This is a genomic window from Psychroflexus curvus, assembly GCF_020164585.1.
GTDB lineage: Bacteria > Bacteroidota > Bacteroidia > Flavobacteriales > Flavobacteriaceae > Psychroflexus > Psychroflexus curvus.
Genome location: NZ_JAIQZF010000002.1, coordinates 255,378 through 269,461, shown reverse-complemented (window position 1 = coordinate 269,461; position 14,084 = coordinate 255,378). Strand labels below are relative to the sequence as shown.

The 14,084-nt window shown below is 36.8% G+C and carries 17 protein-coding genes and 1 tRNA gene; 4 read left to right on the top strand and 14 right to left on the bottom strand.

Features of this window, described 5'->3' with window-relative positions; genetic code table 11:
* Positions 1-38 precede the first annotated feature (38 nt).
* A tRNA-Leu gene (locus tag LB450_RS03460) sits at positions 39-120 on the bottom strand.
* A gap of 94 nt (positions 121-214) precedes the next feature.
* Between LB450_RS03460 and LB450_RS03455 the strand changes: the two genes are divergently transcribed.
* The 4 genes from LB450_RS03455 to LB450_RS03440 all read left to right on the top strand — a co-directional run bounded on the left by LB450_RS03455 (position 215) and on the right by LB450_RS03440 (position 2,702).
* Positions 215-1,612: a dipeptidase gene (locus LB450_RS03455; RefSeq protein WP_224486462.1), complete on the top strand. Its 1,398-nt coding sequence runs from the start codon at positions 215-217 to the stop codon at positions 1,610-1,612.
* A gap of 95 nt (positions 1,613-1,707) precedes the next feature.
* Positions 1,708-2,046: a hypothetical protein gene (locus tag LB450_RS03450; RefSeq protein WP_224486461.1), complete on the top strand. Its 339-nt coding sequence runs from the start codon at positions 1,708-1,710 to the stop codon at positions 2,044-2,046.
* 143 nt (positions 2,047-2,189) lie between these two features.
* Positions 2,190-2,417 (top strand): hypothetical protein, encoded by a 228-nt coding sequence (locus LB450_RS03445; RefSeq protein WP_224486460.1) that lies wholly within the window; start codon positions 2,190-2,192, stop codon positions 2,415-2,417.
* Positions 2,418-2,420: 3 nt separating this feature from the next.
* Positions 2,421-2,702 (top strand): type II toxin-antitoxin system RelE/ParE family toxin, encoded by a 282-nt coding sequence (locus LB450_RS03440; protein WP_224486459.1) that lies wholly within the window; start codon positions 2,421-2,423, stop codon positions 2,700-2,702.
* A 204-nt stretch (positions 2,703-2,906) separates the two neighbouring features.
* Here LB450_RS03440 and hemE read toward each other — a convergent pair whose 3' ends face one another.
* The 13 genes from hemE to LB450_RS03375 form a co-directional block, all read right to left on the bottom strand.
* Positions 2,907-3,929, bottom strand: a complete 1,023-nt coding sequence (gene hemE, locus LB450_RS03435) for a uroporphyrinogen decarboxylase (RefSeq protein WP_224486458.1) — start codon at positions 3,927-3,929, stop codon at positions 2,907-2,909.
* 163 nt (positions 3,930-4,092) lie between these two features.
* Positions 4,093-4,533 (bottom strand): PIN domain-containing protein, encoded by a 441-nt coding sequence (locus tag LB450_RS03430; protein ID WP_224486457.1) that lies wholly within the window; start codon positions 4,531-4,533, stop codon positions 4,093-4,095.
* A gap of 320 nt (positions 4,534-4,853) precedes the next feature.
* The gene (gene hemB / locus LB450_RS03425) at positions 4,854-5,840 is read right to left on the bottom strand and encodes a porphobilinogen synthase (protein ID WP_224486456.1); all 987 of its coding nucleotides are present in this window, start codon (positions 5,838-5,840) and stop codon (positions 4,854-4,856) included.
* Position 5,841: 1 nt separating this feature from the next.
* Positions 5,842-6,618, bottom strand: a complete 777-nt coding sequence (locus LB450_RS03420; RefSeq protein ID WP_224486455.1) for an enoyl-CoA hydratase/isomerase family protein — start codon at positions 6,616-6,618, stop codon at positions 5,842-5,844.
* Positions 6,608-8,074 (bottom strand): sensor histidine kinase, encoded by a 1,467-nt coding sequence (locus LB450_RS03415; RefSeq protein ID WP_224486632.1) that lies wholly within the window; start codon positions 8,072-8,074, stop codon positions 6,608-6,610. Before LB450_RS03415 ends, LB450_RS03420 begins: the two co-directional genes overlap by 11 nt.
* Complete coding sequence (locus tag LB450_RS03410; protein WP_224486454.1) at positions 8,074-8,619, bottom strand: CopD family protein; 546 nt, start codon at positions 8,617-8,619, stop codon at positions 8,074-8,076. The genes LB450_RS03415 and LB450_RS03410 overlap by 1 nt, the downstream gene beginning before the upstream one ends.
* Before the next feature lie 67 nt (positions 8,620-8,686).
* Entirely contained in the window at positions 8,687-10,060 is a 1,374-nt protein-coding gene (locus tag LB450_RS03405) for an MATE family efflux transporter (RefSeq protein ID WP_224486453.1), read from the bottom strand.
* A gap of 4 nt (positions 10,061-10,064) precedes the next feature.
* Positions 10,065-11,099 carry a ferrochelatase gene (gene hemH, locus LB450_RS03400; RefSeq protein ID WP_224486452.1) on the bottom strand — a complete coding sequence of 345 codons (1,035 nt, stop codon included), beginning with the start codon at positions 11,097-11,099 and terminating at the stop codon, positions 10,065-10,067.
* 580 nt (positions 11,100-11,679) lie between these two features.
* Positions 11,680-11,871, bottom strand: coding sequence for a hypothetical protein (locus LB450_RS03395; protein WP_224486451.1), 192 nt, complete (start codon positions 11,869-11,871; stop codon positions 11,680-11,682).
* A gap of 850 nt (positions 11,872-12,721) precedes the next feature.
* Entirely contained in the window at positions 12,722-12,859 is a 138-nt protein-coding gene (locus LB450_RS03390; protein ID WP_224486450.1) for a hypothetical protein, read from the bottom strand.
* A gap of 239 nt (positions 12,860-13,098) precedes the next feature.
* Complete coding sequence (locus LB450_RS03385) at positions 13,099-13,599, bottom strand: CPBP family glutamic-type intramembrane protease (protein WP_224486449.1); 501 nt, start codon at positions 13,597-13,599, stop codon at positions 13,099-13,101.
* Positions 13,577-13,759 carry a hypothetical protein gene (locus LB450_RS03380; RefSeq protein WP_224486448.1) on the bottom strand — a complete coding sequence of 61 codons (183 nt, stop codon included), beginning with the start codon at positions 13,757-13,759 and terminating at the stop codon, positions 13,577-13,579. Before LB450_RS03380 ends, LB450_RS03385 begins: the two co-directional genes overlap by 23 nt.
* 16 nt (positions 13,760-13,775) lie before the next feature.
* On the bottom strand, positions 13,776-13,979 hold the full coding sequence (locus LB450_RS03375; RefSeq protein ID WP_224486447.1) for a hypothetical protein: 204 nt from the start codon (positions 13,977-13,979) through the stop codon (positions 13,776-13,778).
* Between the last annotated feature and the right edge of the window lie 105 nt (positions 13,980-14,084).

Sequence of the window (14,084 nt, the reverse complement as noted above, 5' to 3'; positions counted from 1 at the left end):
CAACTAGCTGATTATCAAGCTAGTTGGGTTTTTACAAGTACGGGCGGAGAGACTCGAACTCTCACACCTTGCGGCACTAGATCCTAAGTCTAGCGTGTCTACCAATTCCACCACGCCCGCATTATTTTTTGCGATTGCAAATATATGGAATAAATACAACTTTCAAATTATGTTTCGGGAAAATATTTTATATTGTGAAAACTAAATAAAAACTATGGATACTAGACCTTATATCGAAAAGCATAAACAACGTTTTATAGATGAACTTATAGAGCTTCTTAAGCTTCCATCGGTGAGTGCTGACCCCAGCTTCAAAAAAGAAGTTTTGATGACCGCCGGTGCCGTGAAAATCAATTTGGAAGCTGCGGGTTGCGACAAGGTAGAGATTTGCGAAACTCCTGGCTTCCCTATTGTTTATGCCGAAAAAATAATAGACGAATCCTTACCTACGGTGCTGGTCTACGGTCACTACGATGTGCAGCCTCCAGACCCTATGGATTTATGGAACAGCCCTCCTTTTGAGCCGGTGATCCAAACTACTGAAATCCATCCGGATGGCGCCATATTTGCTCGGGGAGCTTGTGACGACAAGGGACAAATGTACATGCATGTGAAAGCTCTGGAAGTCATGATTCAAAATGAGGAGTTGCCCTGCAACATCAAATTTATGATAGAAGGCGAAGAAGAAGTAGGCAGTGTGAGTCTGGAATGGTTTCTGGAAAACAACATAGAAAAACTTGCCAACGATGTCATTTTGATTTCAGACACAGGTATGATAAGCAAAGAGGTGCCTTCCATTACTACTGGTCTTAGAGGAATGAGCTATGTGGAAGTGGAGGTGGAAAGTCCCAACCGTGATTTGCACTCAGGTTTATACGGCGGTGCCGTGGCCAATCCTATCAATATTTTATCCCAAATGATCGCGTCCCTTCACGATGAAGATAACCACATCACTATTCCTGGTTTCTACGATAAAGTCGAAGAACTAAGCCATGAAGAACGGGAGAAAATGGCCGAAGCGCCGTTTGATCTGGATGACTATAAAAAACATATTGGCATCACCGATGTTCATGGTGAAAAAGGCTATACCACAAACGAACGCAATTCCATTAGGCCTACCCTGGACGTCAACGGTATCTGGGGCGGTTACATAGGTGAAGGTGCCAAAACGGTGATCCCGAGCAAAGCTTTTGCCAAGATTTCCATGCGTTTGGTGCCTCACCAGGACTGGAGAGAAATTACAGAACTGTTCAAAACGCATTTCGAAAACATTGCGCCCAAAAGCGTGAAGGTGAAAGTCAAACCTCATCATGGCGGCCAGGGCTATGTCACCCCTATTGATGGGATCGAGTATCAGGCGGCAGATCTCGCTTTCCAGGAGGCCTTTGGCAAAAAAGCAGTGCCTCAGCGAAGCGGTGGCAGCATTCCTATCGTGTCTTTATTCGAAAAGTACCTCAGCAGCAAAACTGTGCTTATGGGATTTGGCCTCAACTCGGATGCCATCCACTCGCCCAACGAGCATTTCGGGGTTTGGAACTATCTCAAAGGCATCGAAACCATACCTTATTTCTACAAGCATTTTGCTAAGTTGTATAAGGAAAACAAAAAGTAGAATTTGAGCGTTTCCCTCTTCCGATTTCGATAGCTATAGAAGTAGTTATTGGCATTGGATTATGCTTTTCCTTTTAGGATTAAAATATTCATATGATGAAAAAATTTGCATATAGTTTTCCGATTTTAGAACACAAAATTGATAAATGGCTAAGTTTTGCTGAAGAAATAAATACTTCAAAAAATGATGAGTTCAGTCAAATGCATAAGAGGATTGGAGTCAAGAAAGAAAGCTGGTTTTTACAAAAATCAGATGATGGATATTCTGTGGTAGTTTACACCGAAGCTGAAAGCGATGACTTTTTGGAAAATTTTAAAAATGATACGTCTGATTTTTCTAACTGGTTTAGAAAAGAAGTTTCAGAACTTCAGAATATCGATTTGAATTATAAAACTCAAATGCCGATAAAAGTGCTTGACTGGGAAGAAGAATAACAAAGCCTTAGGTGGATTTAGATCTACATGCAAAAGTCAAGTGCTTACCTTCATAAGCAAACACAACTTAAACCAAGATAGCAATTCATATGATATGATTATATTTGTATAACACTTTGTTATTTATTCAATAATAATTTACTATGAGTTCAAAAGTCCAAACCGCGATTCGATTAAATAGTGATCTTCTGGAAGCTTTAAAAGAGAAGGCCAAAGCCGACAATAGGAGCCTTAACAATTATATAGAAAATTTGCTATACCAAGATGTTGAGAATATCCCCAATGACGCTACTAAAGCCGCTGTTGAAGAAGCGCGTAGCGGAAATCTTGAAAGGATAGAGAGCCTTGATGATTGGCTTGAAAAACTATAGTCAATGTATCATTTAGAGCCTACTACCAAATTCAAAAAGGATCTTAAAAAAATAAAAAAAGCACAAAAAGATTTCAAGGCGGTAGTTGCAGTTTTGAAAAAGCTGGAACTAGGAGGAGTTTCTGAAATTCCCAAATTTATGCTACCTCATAAATTAAAGGGGAAATACAAAGACAATTGGGAGTGTCATATTCAACCAGACCTATTGATTATATGGTTTCAAGTGGAATCTCCTGATGTAATTAAATTAATTAGAATCGGCTCACATTCAGAACTATTTAAATAAACTGCATACATACTTCAGTAGAATCGTAAAGCCCAAGACGCCACAAGAAGTCATCGAAAGCCTGAAGCTGGATGTCGCAAAGGCTTAAGCTTAGCAGTGGCAAAATCAAAAAAAATTACAATAATGGAAAGAAATAGACCTGTGAGGTTTTAGAAACCTCACAGGTCTTGTAGTTTCTAAGGGCTACACCTCTTTGGCGTTACTTTATTTGTATTCCTTTACCGCATCCACAAAAGCCTTGGCGTTTTCAACGGGAATATTGGGTAAAATGCCGTGACCTAAATTGACGATATACCGGTCTTTCCCGAATTCATCAATCATCTGATGCACCATTTTTTTAATGTCTTTTGGCGGAGAAAAGAGTCGCGAAGGATCAAAATTACCCTGTAAGGTGATTTTCCCTCCAGAAAATTGTCTGGCATATTTGGCAGAACAGGTCCAGTCCACACCAAGCGCCGAAGCGCCAGAATTGGCCATGGTATCCAATGCAAACCAGCAGCCTTTCCCGAAAGCAATGACTGGTATGTCGTCCTTCAGCGCATCGATGATTTGCTGAATATAAGGCCAGGAAAATTCCTGATAATCTAAAGGCGAAAGCATGCCTCCCCAGGAATCAAACACCTGTACGGCGTCCACTCCTGCTTCCACTTTTCCTTTTAAATAAGCAATAGTCGTGTCCGTGATTTTTTGAAGCAGCTCGTGAGCCATTTGAGGTTCGGTGAAACAGAATTCTTTAGCTTTATCGAAGTTTTTGGAGCCTTGACCTTGCACACAATAACAAAAAATCGTCCATGGCGAGCCTGCAAAACCTATAAGCGGCACCTCATCGTTGAGTTCCTTTTTGGTCATTTTGATAGCTTCATAGACGTAGCCGAGTTCTTCATAAACATCAGGGACAATCACCTGATCCAGAGTTTTTCTATCTCGGATGGGGTTTGGCAACCAGGGTCCAACCCCTGGTCTCATCTCCACTTCTATGTTCATGGCCTGTGGAACCACCAAAATATCACTAAACAATATCGCCGCATCTGTCCCTACCTGATGGATGGGCATCACTGTAATTTCAGTCGCGAGTTCCGGAGTTCTGCAGCGGGTGAAGAAGTCGTATTTTGCCTTCAGTTTCATGAAATCCGGCAGGTATCTTCCTGCCTGTCTCATCATCCACACCGGTGGTCTTTCTACGCTCTCTCCTTTTAAGGCTTTTAGAAATAAGTCGTTTTTTATCATGTATTCTGAATTGGTGTTCTATTATTAATTCTATTTAGGATTTTAGTATTTTCAAAAAAATTACAAATAGAGCATCACAGATTTTTAATTTCTATGTATCCCTAAAAAATTAGATTTAGTTTTTAGTTGATTGTCTTAATACCGCTTAACCGGGAAGAACATCTTATCTATCATCTCTTATTTCTGCTATAATATCAGTTGTTAAAACCCAATCAATACCTTTATTTTTTAACTCCTTAGCTAATTTTTTGTCTCCCGTCCAAATAGCAGATTCCAACCCTAAAGCTAGAGCAACAAACGGGGCGTCATATTCATCAACATTTTTTGTCAATTCTATGGCTTTTATCCATGTTGAATCGCTTATATATTCTAAATCAATCAACTCGATTTTTTTGAAGATATTTCTTTTCATGAACTCCAATTCATTTTCAGAAAATCCAGAAATTTTCAATAGTTTTAATTTATGATTTTTTAATTCATCGAGTAGATAAGTTGGTGTATAAAAATCAAATTTATCTGAAGAGTTTAACAAAAGGTCGCTTATTTTCCCATTTGGACTTAAAAGCCCACTGAAAATAATATTTGTATCGACAACTATTTTCACTTTACAAATCGACTTTTATTTTTTTCCCACCACGATGATTTAGATTCTGATGATAGTTTGTCGATTTGTTCTTGAGAAGCTTTACTTTTTGAGGCTGTTTCGCGAAATTTTAAATAATCTAAAATCCTTTGGAGACCAATTAAATCGGTATCCGAAGATACTCGAATTACTATTTCATTATTTGTTCTTTCAACTTGCATACCCAAAGATAATTAAAAGTTTTCTGTTTTTATCAAATGCTTGCCAATACTACATAAACACAAATCTAAACATCGCTTTTTTTTTAACCAGCTAAAATTTTACCTGACAAAACTAACTGCTTAAAGCAATTTAACGGCATCCTTTGCAAAATAACTGGCAATCATTGTTGCTCCCGCTCTTTTGATGGCTGTCAATTGTTCTAACATCACTGCATCGTGATCCAGCCAGCCTTTTTCTGATGCTGCTTTGATCATGGCATACTCGCCACTCACCTGATAAACCGCCACAGGAACTTCCACTTCATTAGCTAAATCTCTCACGATGTCGAGATAGCATAAGCCTGGTTTCACCATGACGATATCAGCCCCTTCATCAATATCGGTAAAGGCTTCTTTTAAAGCCTCACTTCTATTGGCAGGATCCATTTGATAGGTTTTTTTATCTTTTGGAATATCCTTTATATCTACAGGAGCAGAGTCCAGAGCATCTCTAAAGGGTCCATAAAACGCTGAAGCAAATTTAGCTGAATAGCTCATGATTCCCACATCGGTGAAATGCGCATCTTCCAAAACACTTCGTATCTCCAAAATTCTGCCGTCCATCATATCGCTGGGAGCAACAAAATCGGCTCCAGCCTGAGCATGGCTCAATGCCATTTGGGCAAGAAAAGAATTGGTTCTGTCGTTGACGATTTTACCCTGATCTACAATGCCATCGTGACCATAAATTGAATAAGGGTCCAAAGCTACATCGGTCATGACCAGCATTTCCGGCACCGCATCTTTAACCGTTTTGATAGCCATTTGCATCAGTCCGTTGGGGTTGACCGCTTCCTCTCCTCTATTGTCTTTTAGCTTTTCGTCAACTTTTACAAAAAGTAAAACCGACTTTAAGCCCATTTGCCAGAGTTCTTTGACTTCTTTAGATAACAGGTCTAAACTGAATCTGAAATAATTCGGCATAGAGGCAATTTCATCTTTCACGCCTTTGCCTTCCACTACAAAAAGTGGCACGATAAAGTCATTTGGACTCAGATAATGCTCTCTCGTTAATGCTCTTATGGCTTCGCTTTGTCTTAAGCGTCGGTGTCTTTGTAATGGAAACATATTAGTTGAAATTTGGCTTTTTTTTGTTTAAAAAGGCTTGTGTCCCTTCTTTAAAGTCTTCGGTACCGAAGGATTTTCCGAAATTATTGATTTCGGTCTCAAATCCGTCGATGCCATTTTTATAATTATCATTAACAGCTTCAATAGCAGCAGAAATGGCCTGCATTGAGTTGTTTAAAATCTTGTTGGCCAACTTTTCAGCAAGCGGAATTAATTCCTCTAATGTGGTAACATGATTCACCAAACCATAGTCTTTTGCGGTTTGCGCATCTATCATTCCGGCGGTCATGATCATTTCCATAGCCCGACCTTTACCCACCAATTGTGGTAAACGCTGAGTTCCGCCATAACCAGGAATCACTCCTAAAGAGGTTTCAGGAAGGCCCAATCTGGCATTATCACTTGCAATTCTGAAATGTGCAGACATCGCTAATTCCAGTCCACCACCCAGTGCAAAACCGTTCACGGCTGCAATCACAGGTTTTGGGAAATTGGCGATATAATCAAACACCTGTTCCTGGCCTTTAGCAGCGAGGTCTTTCCCTTGACCGACACTGTATTCAGAAAATTCAGAAATATCTGCTCCTGCTACAAAAGCTTTTTCACCGGTACCAGTCAGAATAATAACGGCTGCGTCTTTATCGTCCCGAAGAGATTTAAAAGCCTGGTGTAGTTCTTCGATGGTGGCTCTGTTAAGCGCATTCAATTTTTTAGGCCTGTCGATGTAAACGGTCGCTATGCGATTTTCGATATTAACCTGTAAATTTTCAAATGTCATGTGTGTTGGTTTTTGGAAATTTTAATGTAAAGATAGTGCCTTCCTCAGGTTTTGAGGTCAGTTTTATATCTCCTTTATAAGTTTCAACTATATTTTTCACCATCCCAAGTCCTAGCCCCATTCCGCTGGTTTTGGTGGTAAATCTAGGTTCGAAAATCCGCTCCTGCATGTCTTTTGGAATTCCTGCCCCATTGTCCTCAACCTTGATGATAACCTCGTCACCTTCAGTTAAAACACTTACTGAAATGACAGGATTGTTGAGGTGTTCTGTCGCCTGAATCGCATTTTTCACCAAGTTGGTGATGATTCTTATGAGCTGACTTCTATCAAATTTTATCTGAATGTTATCCTTTTCAGGATAAAACTGAATCTTATTATCATTGAAGATATCTAAAGCTAATTTGATAATTTCAACAGCATTTAAACTCTCTTTTTGCTGTGCAGGCATTTTGGCAAAGTCTGAAAACGCACCTGCAATAGCGCTTAAGTTATCTATTTGCTGAATAATAGTTTTCGAAAATTCTTTGACTCTGGAATGGATGTTAGGATCGTCCGGATCGAAGCTACGCTCAAAGCTTTGCATGCTTAAACGCATAGGTGTTAACGGGTTTTTGATTTCATGAGCCACTTGTCTTGCCATCTGCCTCCAGGCTTCTTCACGCTCGTTTCTAGCAAGCTTTACGGCACTTTCCTCCAACTCGTCTATCATTTCATTATACGCTTTGACCAGTGGTTTGATTTCGTAGCTGATTTCTCTGTAGGATATTTTAGGATTGGCTTGATCAAACCTTGTTTTGGTTATTTTTTTACTGATGGTCTGAAGTGAACTCGTAATGTATTTAGACAAAAAGTAAGCTAAAACGATAGCTGCAATCAACATAAACAAATAAACCTGAGACAAAAGGATGAGAAAATCTCTGAGCTCCTTTTGCAGAAACCCGTCATCTTCAATATAGGGCAAATTCAAAATGCCGATGGGTTTAAAATAATTATCTAAAATATAGGTGTATGATGACTGGTAGTTTTGATCGTTGATTTTAAAGTTCTCAATGTATTTTTTGTCAGCAGAATTTTCTAAAATCTCCACTTTTTCAGGAGCCATACGGGTTTGGACAGAGTCCATATAAAAAGTTGCAAAAGAAGACTTCAACAGGTAGCCGTCTAAATCGTAGATATTGATTTCAGTATTGTGAATGTCCTGTATTTCATAAATTTTTTCTTTAAAAATAAGCCGTAAATTCTCTGTGTCCACAGGATAGGTTGTGGTTCTCAACACATAATTGATGTTTGCCCGAATGGCATTCTCTTTCCGGTTGAGTTTTTCCAGGTGTAATTCTTTAGCTTCTTCGGTAAATTGATAAATAGTCACCCCTGCTATCAAAATGGAAGCCCCAACTACAAGCGCTATCATGGAGATAAAAATTCGGGTACGTAATGATCGCCTGTAATTGAACATCATGAAGTGGGATTTCGATTCCTAAGCCGTTTGTATAATTTGATACCGAGCATCAGCACAATTCCAAGACCAATCAAACCCACCAAGCCCCAAATCCAACTGATGGCACTTTTTAGAATTACCAAAAACACAATGGCAAACAAAATAAGGGTCGCTCCTTCATTCCAAAGGCGCATGCCATTGGAAGTCCATCTGATATCCCCTTTTTGAAATTGTTTAAAAATAAAATGATTTTTGATATGATAAGCAAAAAGCAATCCTACAAAAGCTAACTTCACATGCATCCAGGCTTGCTCTAGCCAACCTGGGACTAAAACCAATAGCCATACAGCAAAAATAGTCGCCAGGATAGCAGAAGGCCAGGTAATGATATACCACAATCGCTTTTCCATGATTTTAAGCTGTTCACTCAGGATATCACAGTCTGGTTTTTGTTTTTGCCTGGCTTCGATATGGTAGATGAAAAGCCTTGGGATATAAAACAATCCTGCAAACCAGGTGATTACAAAAATGAGGTGAAGCGATTTTATATAATTGTATTCCACTTAAAACTATTGAATTTATAAATCAAAGATAAACATTACAAAAAGACTTATTTCAACTTAATTTCTGCTAAGCCGTTTCGACTTCTGAAGCCTTCTCATTTGTTATCAAGGTTGATTTGACTTCCTTTCTCAGGAAATAACCTGTCACAATAGTAGATAAAAGATCGGCTAAGGGGAAGGATAACCAGACCCCGAGTTCACCAAAATAGTTTGGTAAAATTAAAATCAGTGGGATAAAAGCAAAACCCTGTCGGGAAATTGTCAGCAAAAACGCAGGAACTGCTTTGCCAATGGCTTGAAAATAAGCACTTCCTATCAACTGAATAGAAATAATGGGAATTGCAGCAAACACCCAGCGCATGGCACTCGGCGTATCTCTCAGCACTTGTTCATCTTGGGTGAAAACAGAGACAATTGCTTCCGGAAAAATCATGATAACTGCAAACACTATAATCGCAACTCCCGAAGCATAAATAATAGCTTTATTGATGCTTTCCCTAACGCGCTGATACTGATCGGCTCCATAATTATATCCCGCAATGGGAAGAAAACCCTGGGTAACTCCAAGCACAGGAAACAAAGCAAACATAAGCATTCTTGCTACAATAGCATAAACAGCTACCGAGGATTCACCTCCAATATCAAAGAGAATATTATTTAAAAGCAAATAAGTCACACTTACCACAGCCTGACGAGAAAGCGTTACAAATCCTAAAGCCCCCATCTCTTTCAGTATGGAAAGATCAATTCCAAAATCAGAAAATCGAATCTTCAATTCTGAATTTTTAGAAAGGAAAAACCAAATAATATAGCCCAGGCACAAAATGTAGGAACCTGTCGTCGCCCAGGCTGCTCCCAGCATTCCATAATCTAAAACATTGATGAAGACGTAATCCATAATCAGGTTACCAACCGATGGTATAATCATAGCCACCATGGCAAATTTTGGCTTGCCCTCCGCTCGTATCACGGTATTTCCCATCATTGCCAAAGCCAGAATTGGAACTCCATAAAGAACCACTCTGTAATAAATTTTGGCAGGATCAAATATTTCACCCTTTCCCCCAAAAGCAGGAATCAATTCGTTGATGAAGGTTAATCCAATCACCACCATGGTAATGGTTACCAAAAGCGTGATGGTGATTTGATTTCCAAAAGTCTTTAAGGCTTTCTTATCGTTGTTTGATCCAAGTGCTCTAGAGATGATAGAAGACCCGCCAATCCCAATAGCCATCCCCAGGGCAGCGATAAAAAAGGAAACAGGCAAAACGACATTAATCGCGGCAATCGCTGTAGAACCAATCCAGTTTCCTACAAAAATAGTGTCCACCAAAATATTGATGGACATGACCAGAATACCTATAGATGCAGGAACAGCCTGCTTTATCAAAAGCTTGCCAATAGGTTGATTACCTAATTGATCTGAATTGGCTTTGTTCATTAAGTTATGCGTTTACCTTTTCGTCCTGGTGAGCCCATTCATCTATCCATCGGCTCATGGTTTTTACCCAGTCTTTCCGATCATTCAGACATGGAATAAACATAAACTCATCCCCTCCAGACTCTTCAAAAATCTCACGGGCTTCCATATTGATTTCTTCTAAAGTTTCTAAACAATCTGAAACAAAGGCAGGGGAAACGACTGCTAATTTTTTGGTACCTTCCAGCCCTAATTTCTCAACGGTTCTGTCGGTGTAAGGTCTTAACCAGGGATCAAATCCTAAACGGGATTGAAACGAGGTGCTATAAGTCCCTTCTTTAAGGCCTAATGTTTTAGCTACTCCGCGTGTGGTTTCAAAACACTGATGTCTGTAGCAAAACTGATGTGCTTTGGATGGCGTTTGGCAGCAAGACCCATCGATTTTACAATGGGAATTGGTAATATCGCTTTTCCGGATATGTCTTTCGGGAACCCCATGATAACTGAACAACAAATGATCGTAATCAAATTCATCCAGTTTTTCGCCTATACTCCGGGATAAAACTGTGACGTAATCGGGATGGTTATAAAACGGAGGTAAAGTGGTGAAGGACATTTCAGGGAAATGCTCGCGTCTTAGTTCTTCCGCTAACACCAAAATAGTTTCAGTCGTTGCCATAGCAAACTGAGGATATAAAGGGACTAGTAACACCTCATCCACACCTTGGTCATGCAATTCCTGTAAGCCCGATTTTATGTTTGGTTGTCCATAACGCATGGCTAGTGAGATAGGAACACTTGTTTGCTCATCTACTCCCTTTTGAAGACGCTCCGACAGGACGATAAGCGGTGATCCTTCATCCCACCATATTTTTGAATAGGCTTCCGCAGATTTTTTGGGCCTTGTGTTTAACACAATACCCTTAACCAGAATCGTTCTGAAAAACTTGGGGACATCGATAACGCGTTCGTCCATCAAAAACTCTCCCAGGTAGGTTTTCACATCTTTGGGATCGGTGGATTTGGGCGAACCTAAATTGACTAGTAATACTCCTTTCATAGTTTCGTTTTAAATCTAGTGTGTTTTCAAATAGTTGAGTTCTTCAATACAAATGGAAAAAGCCAAAGTCAAAAAGAACACTGCGATATAACATTCATGTTCAGTAAAAATCATATCGACTCTTGATATTTATCAAACATTTTATTGAATTTCAAAATTAAGTCGAATGAATTTAACAAAAGCCAATTTTGATAGAATGTTATGATAGCGGAAAGGCTTATTTTAGGTGGTCAATTTGGATTTTATGGCATGGAGTAATGCCATACAAGAAAATTTCACCCGTAATGGGAGTTTTTCGACCATGAAAACCCTGTAAGGGTTTAAAACTCTCGCAGAGTTGACATAAAGTTTTAAAAAAGTAATAACTAGGGTGATATAGTTAAAAACTAATCTATTAAGGCTTTCCCCAATGTTCTTCCTAATTCATACATAATGTTACCGATCGAATTTATAAAAATTATCAGAACAAAAATATAAAATAGAACAGTTTCATAAATCGAATCAAATTTTACTTCCATAATTAAATTTATTAATGTTAAAACATACCGTTGTAACTTTTTATTATTACGGTATAATAAAACTATTGATTTTTTACCATAGACTCACCTATGTCGTTTCCTATATTGTAGGCAATATCACCTAATTCATTAACTGCAGTTATGCAAGCTGCTACAACTATCCACCAAGCACCTCCATTAATATTCCTTTGTTCTTGCTGAGTAAGCTCAGTTACATTTGATTTATAAACACATTTTAATTTTGGAGAGAACATAAATAGCCCCCCAGTTCTTTGCCAAAATCATATGATATATCCACTATATTTAAATATAATAATATCCCTAGAATGCTTAATCCTAGATAAATTAATGGTTTAATCTGTTCTCTTGTCATAATTTTTTAATTTGAATTATGTCCTTAGATAATTTTACGTAAAGATTTTCAATTGAATTAAATCCAGATATGACGTCTTCAGGATGATTTTGAGCATCATTGATAAACATAGCTATTAATAGTGCTAGTAGTATTAAATAGTATAAGATGTTTTTCATGCTTATAAATTAAATAAGCACATAACTTGAAAAAGTTATGTGCTAGAATTCTGTTCGATTTCATTAATAATTTAAAATTGTAGACCCTATAAATATCGGCCCACATACTTACCTAACGTATAGATTTTCAATAAGGTTATTAACAGAATTGATAATAAAATTAGAAAACTTTCCGATTTCTTAAACATATAAATTTTATTAAAAATATTACTGATTCTAATTACTTATCTCTCTAAATACATACCCGATACTAGTTATAAAACCAAACAAGCTAAAAGATTTTTAAACGAGTCTAAATCTTTAAGAACATACATAATCAAATAGATAAGAATTTTTACCTCAACACTCTTGAATTATGTATCATCATTTTGGATATTAATTGTTCTTAGATTATTTTTCGTAAGGATTTTCAATTGAATTGAATCCAGATATAAAGTCTTTGGGATGATTTTGAGCGTCATTAATTAACATAGTTAATAATAATGCTAATAGTATAAAATATTTTTCATGCTAATAAATTAAATAAGCACATAACTTGAAAAAGTTATGTGCTAGAATTTAAGATTTATGGAATTAAAAAACTGGAGGATTACCCGTGAGACCAGCTTTAAAATTTTCCCAGTCACTAAAGATGATATAAAAAATAACGAGTGCTAAAATAGCTAAGGCATAATAAAGTAACTTCTTGTTAAAAATTGATGTTGTTTTCATGCTATAATAATTTAGGAGAAGAAAGCTTCAAGACATGTAGGTAAAATACTATATAATCCAAAAAAAAAAAAAACGAAACAAGAAAAAAAACAAGTGGAATTCCGATTGCACAACCTAAAACAAAAAAGAGATATTTTTATTGGGTTTTAGTCATCTTCATAAGATTAGTTTTTAATGAATACTAAGTAAATTTGGTTACTATTTAATCCAAAATCAAAACTATATATATTTAACTTACATTAAAAATTTAAAACATCATCTAATATGAATACTATTAAATTATATAATGTGTGCAGCGCCCAAACTTGAATAAAAGGAAATCTTCTCTTAAATTTTTTTAAGTATAAATAGTAGGAAGCGTATATCAAACCAGAAGTAAATGTTACTATGATATAAATAAAATTATAAGTATGAATGAGGCTGAAGGCTAATGCTGAAACAATTAAAATAACTTCAAGTTTTATTTTTTTAAAGGCATATAATATTTCAATTATTAAATATTGAAAAAGAAAAGTTTCAACTAAGGGACCTATTAATACTGATAATAAAAATATTTCAATAAGAGAAGTACCTTCTTCGAATGATTCTAAAATTGTAGGATCATAAAGAGTAATAAACAATGAAACGATTGAATGATAAATAAAATCTAAAATAAAGACAACAAAAAAGATAGGAAGCTTAAACTTCCTATCTAATTTATTGTAAATTCTTAAAAAATTAAAACTTCCCGTTATATTCATTCCAAGTCATTCCAGGAGATTTTTCTGGATACTCAAGTTCAAAATCTTTAATGGAGCACCATGTTTCTTTACACCATTTTCCAAAATCTTTAAAAAGACCACCTCCATTAATAATTAATAGTTCATCTATTTCAAGTTCTTTATAATTAATATTTTGCATGATATCTGGTTTTATGTTAACAATTACAATCACAATCAACTGAATTCCAACCCTCTTTAAAATCACTTATAGCATCATATACTCCAGCAACTTCGAGTAGCTTTTTTCCATATTTTTTTCCATATTTCAATAATTTCAGTAATCCTCCTACCCCACCACCATCAATTGAAATAGACTCCTGAGCACTCAGCTCAATCACATTTAAGTTTTTTAAATTCATGATTTCTAAGATTTAAGTTAATAAATTGTTTTAATCGCATCAAAAGTTTTTCTCGAGATATTTTGATATTATAAAATTAATAAGTTAACGCATTGTTTTTCATTA

Bases quoted from the DNA above. Each gene is read 5' to 3' on its own strand.
- LB450_RS03455 (WP_224486462.1), top strand. From the start codon at position 215: ATGGATACTAGACCTTATATCGAAAAGCATAAACAACGTTTTATAGAT.
- LB450_RS03450 (WP_224486461.1), top strand. From the start codon at position 1,708: ATGAAAAAATTTGCATATAGTTTTCCGATTTTAGAACACAAAATTGAT.
- LB450_RS03445 (WP_224486460.1), top strand. From the start codon at position 2,190: ATGAGTTCAAAAGTCCAAACCGCGATTCGATTAAATAGTGATCTTCTG.
- LB450_RS03440 (WP_224486459.1), top strand. From the start codon at position 2,421: ATGTATCATTTAGAGCCTACTACCAAATTCAAAAAGGATCTTAAAAAA.
- hemE (WP_224486458.1), bottom strand. From the start codon at position 3,929: ATGATAAAAAACGACTTATTTCTAAAAGCCTTAAAAGGAGAGAGCGTA.
- hemB (WP_224486456.1), bottom strand. From the start codon at position 5,840: ATGTTTCCATTACAAAGACACCGACGCTTAAGACAAAGCGAAGCCATA.
- LB450_RS03420 (WP_224486455.1), bottom strand. From the start codon at position 6,618: ATGACATTTGAAAATTTACAGGTTAATATCGAAAATCGCATAGCGACC.
- LB450_RS03415 (WP_224486632.1), bottom strand. From the start codon at position 8,074: ATGTTCAATTACAGGCGATCATTACGTACCCGAATTTTTATCTCCATG.
- LB450_RS03405 (WP_224486453.1), bottom strand. From the start codon at position 10,060: ATGAACAAAGCCAATTCAGATCAATTAGGTAATCAACCTATTGGCAAG.
- hemH (WP_224486452.1), bottom strand. From the start codon at position 11,099: ATGAAAGGAGTATTACTAGTCAATTTAGGTTCGCCCAAATCCACCGAT.
- LB450_RS03395 (WP_224486451.1), bottom strand. From the start codon at position 11,871: ATGTTCTCTCCAAAATTAAAATGTGTTTATAAATCAAATGTAACTGAG.
- LB450_RS03390 (WP_224486450.1), bottom strand. From the start codon at position 12,859: ATGAAAACAACATCAATTTTTAACAAGAAGTTACTTTATTATGCCTTA.
- LB450_RS03385 (WP_224486449.1), bottom strand. From the start codon at position 13,599: ATGAATATAACGGGAAGTTTTAATTTTTTAAGAATTTACAATAAATTA.
- LB450_RS03380 (WP_224486448.1), bottom strand. From the start codon at position 13,759: ATGCAAAATATTAATTATAAAGAACTTGAAATAGATGAACTATTAATT.
- LB450_RS03375 (WP_224486447.1), bottom strand. From the start codon at position 13,979: ATGAATTTAAAAAACTTAAATGTGATTGAGCTGAGTGCTCAGGAGTCT.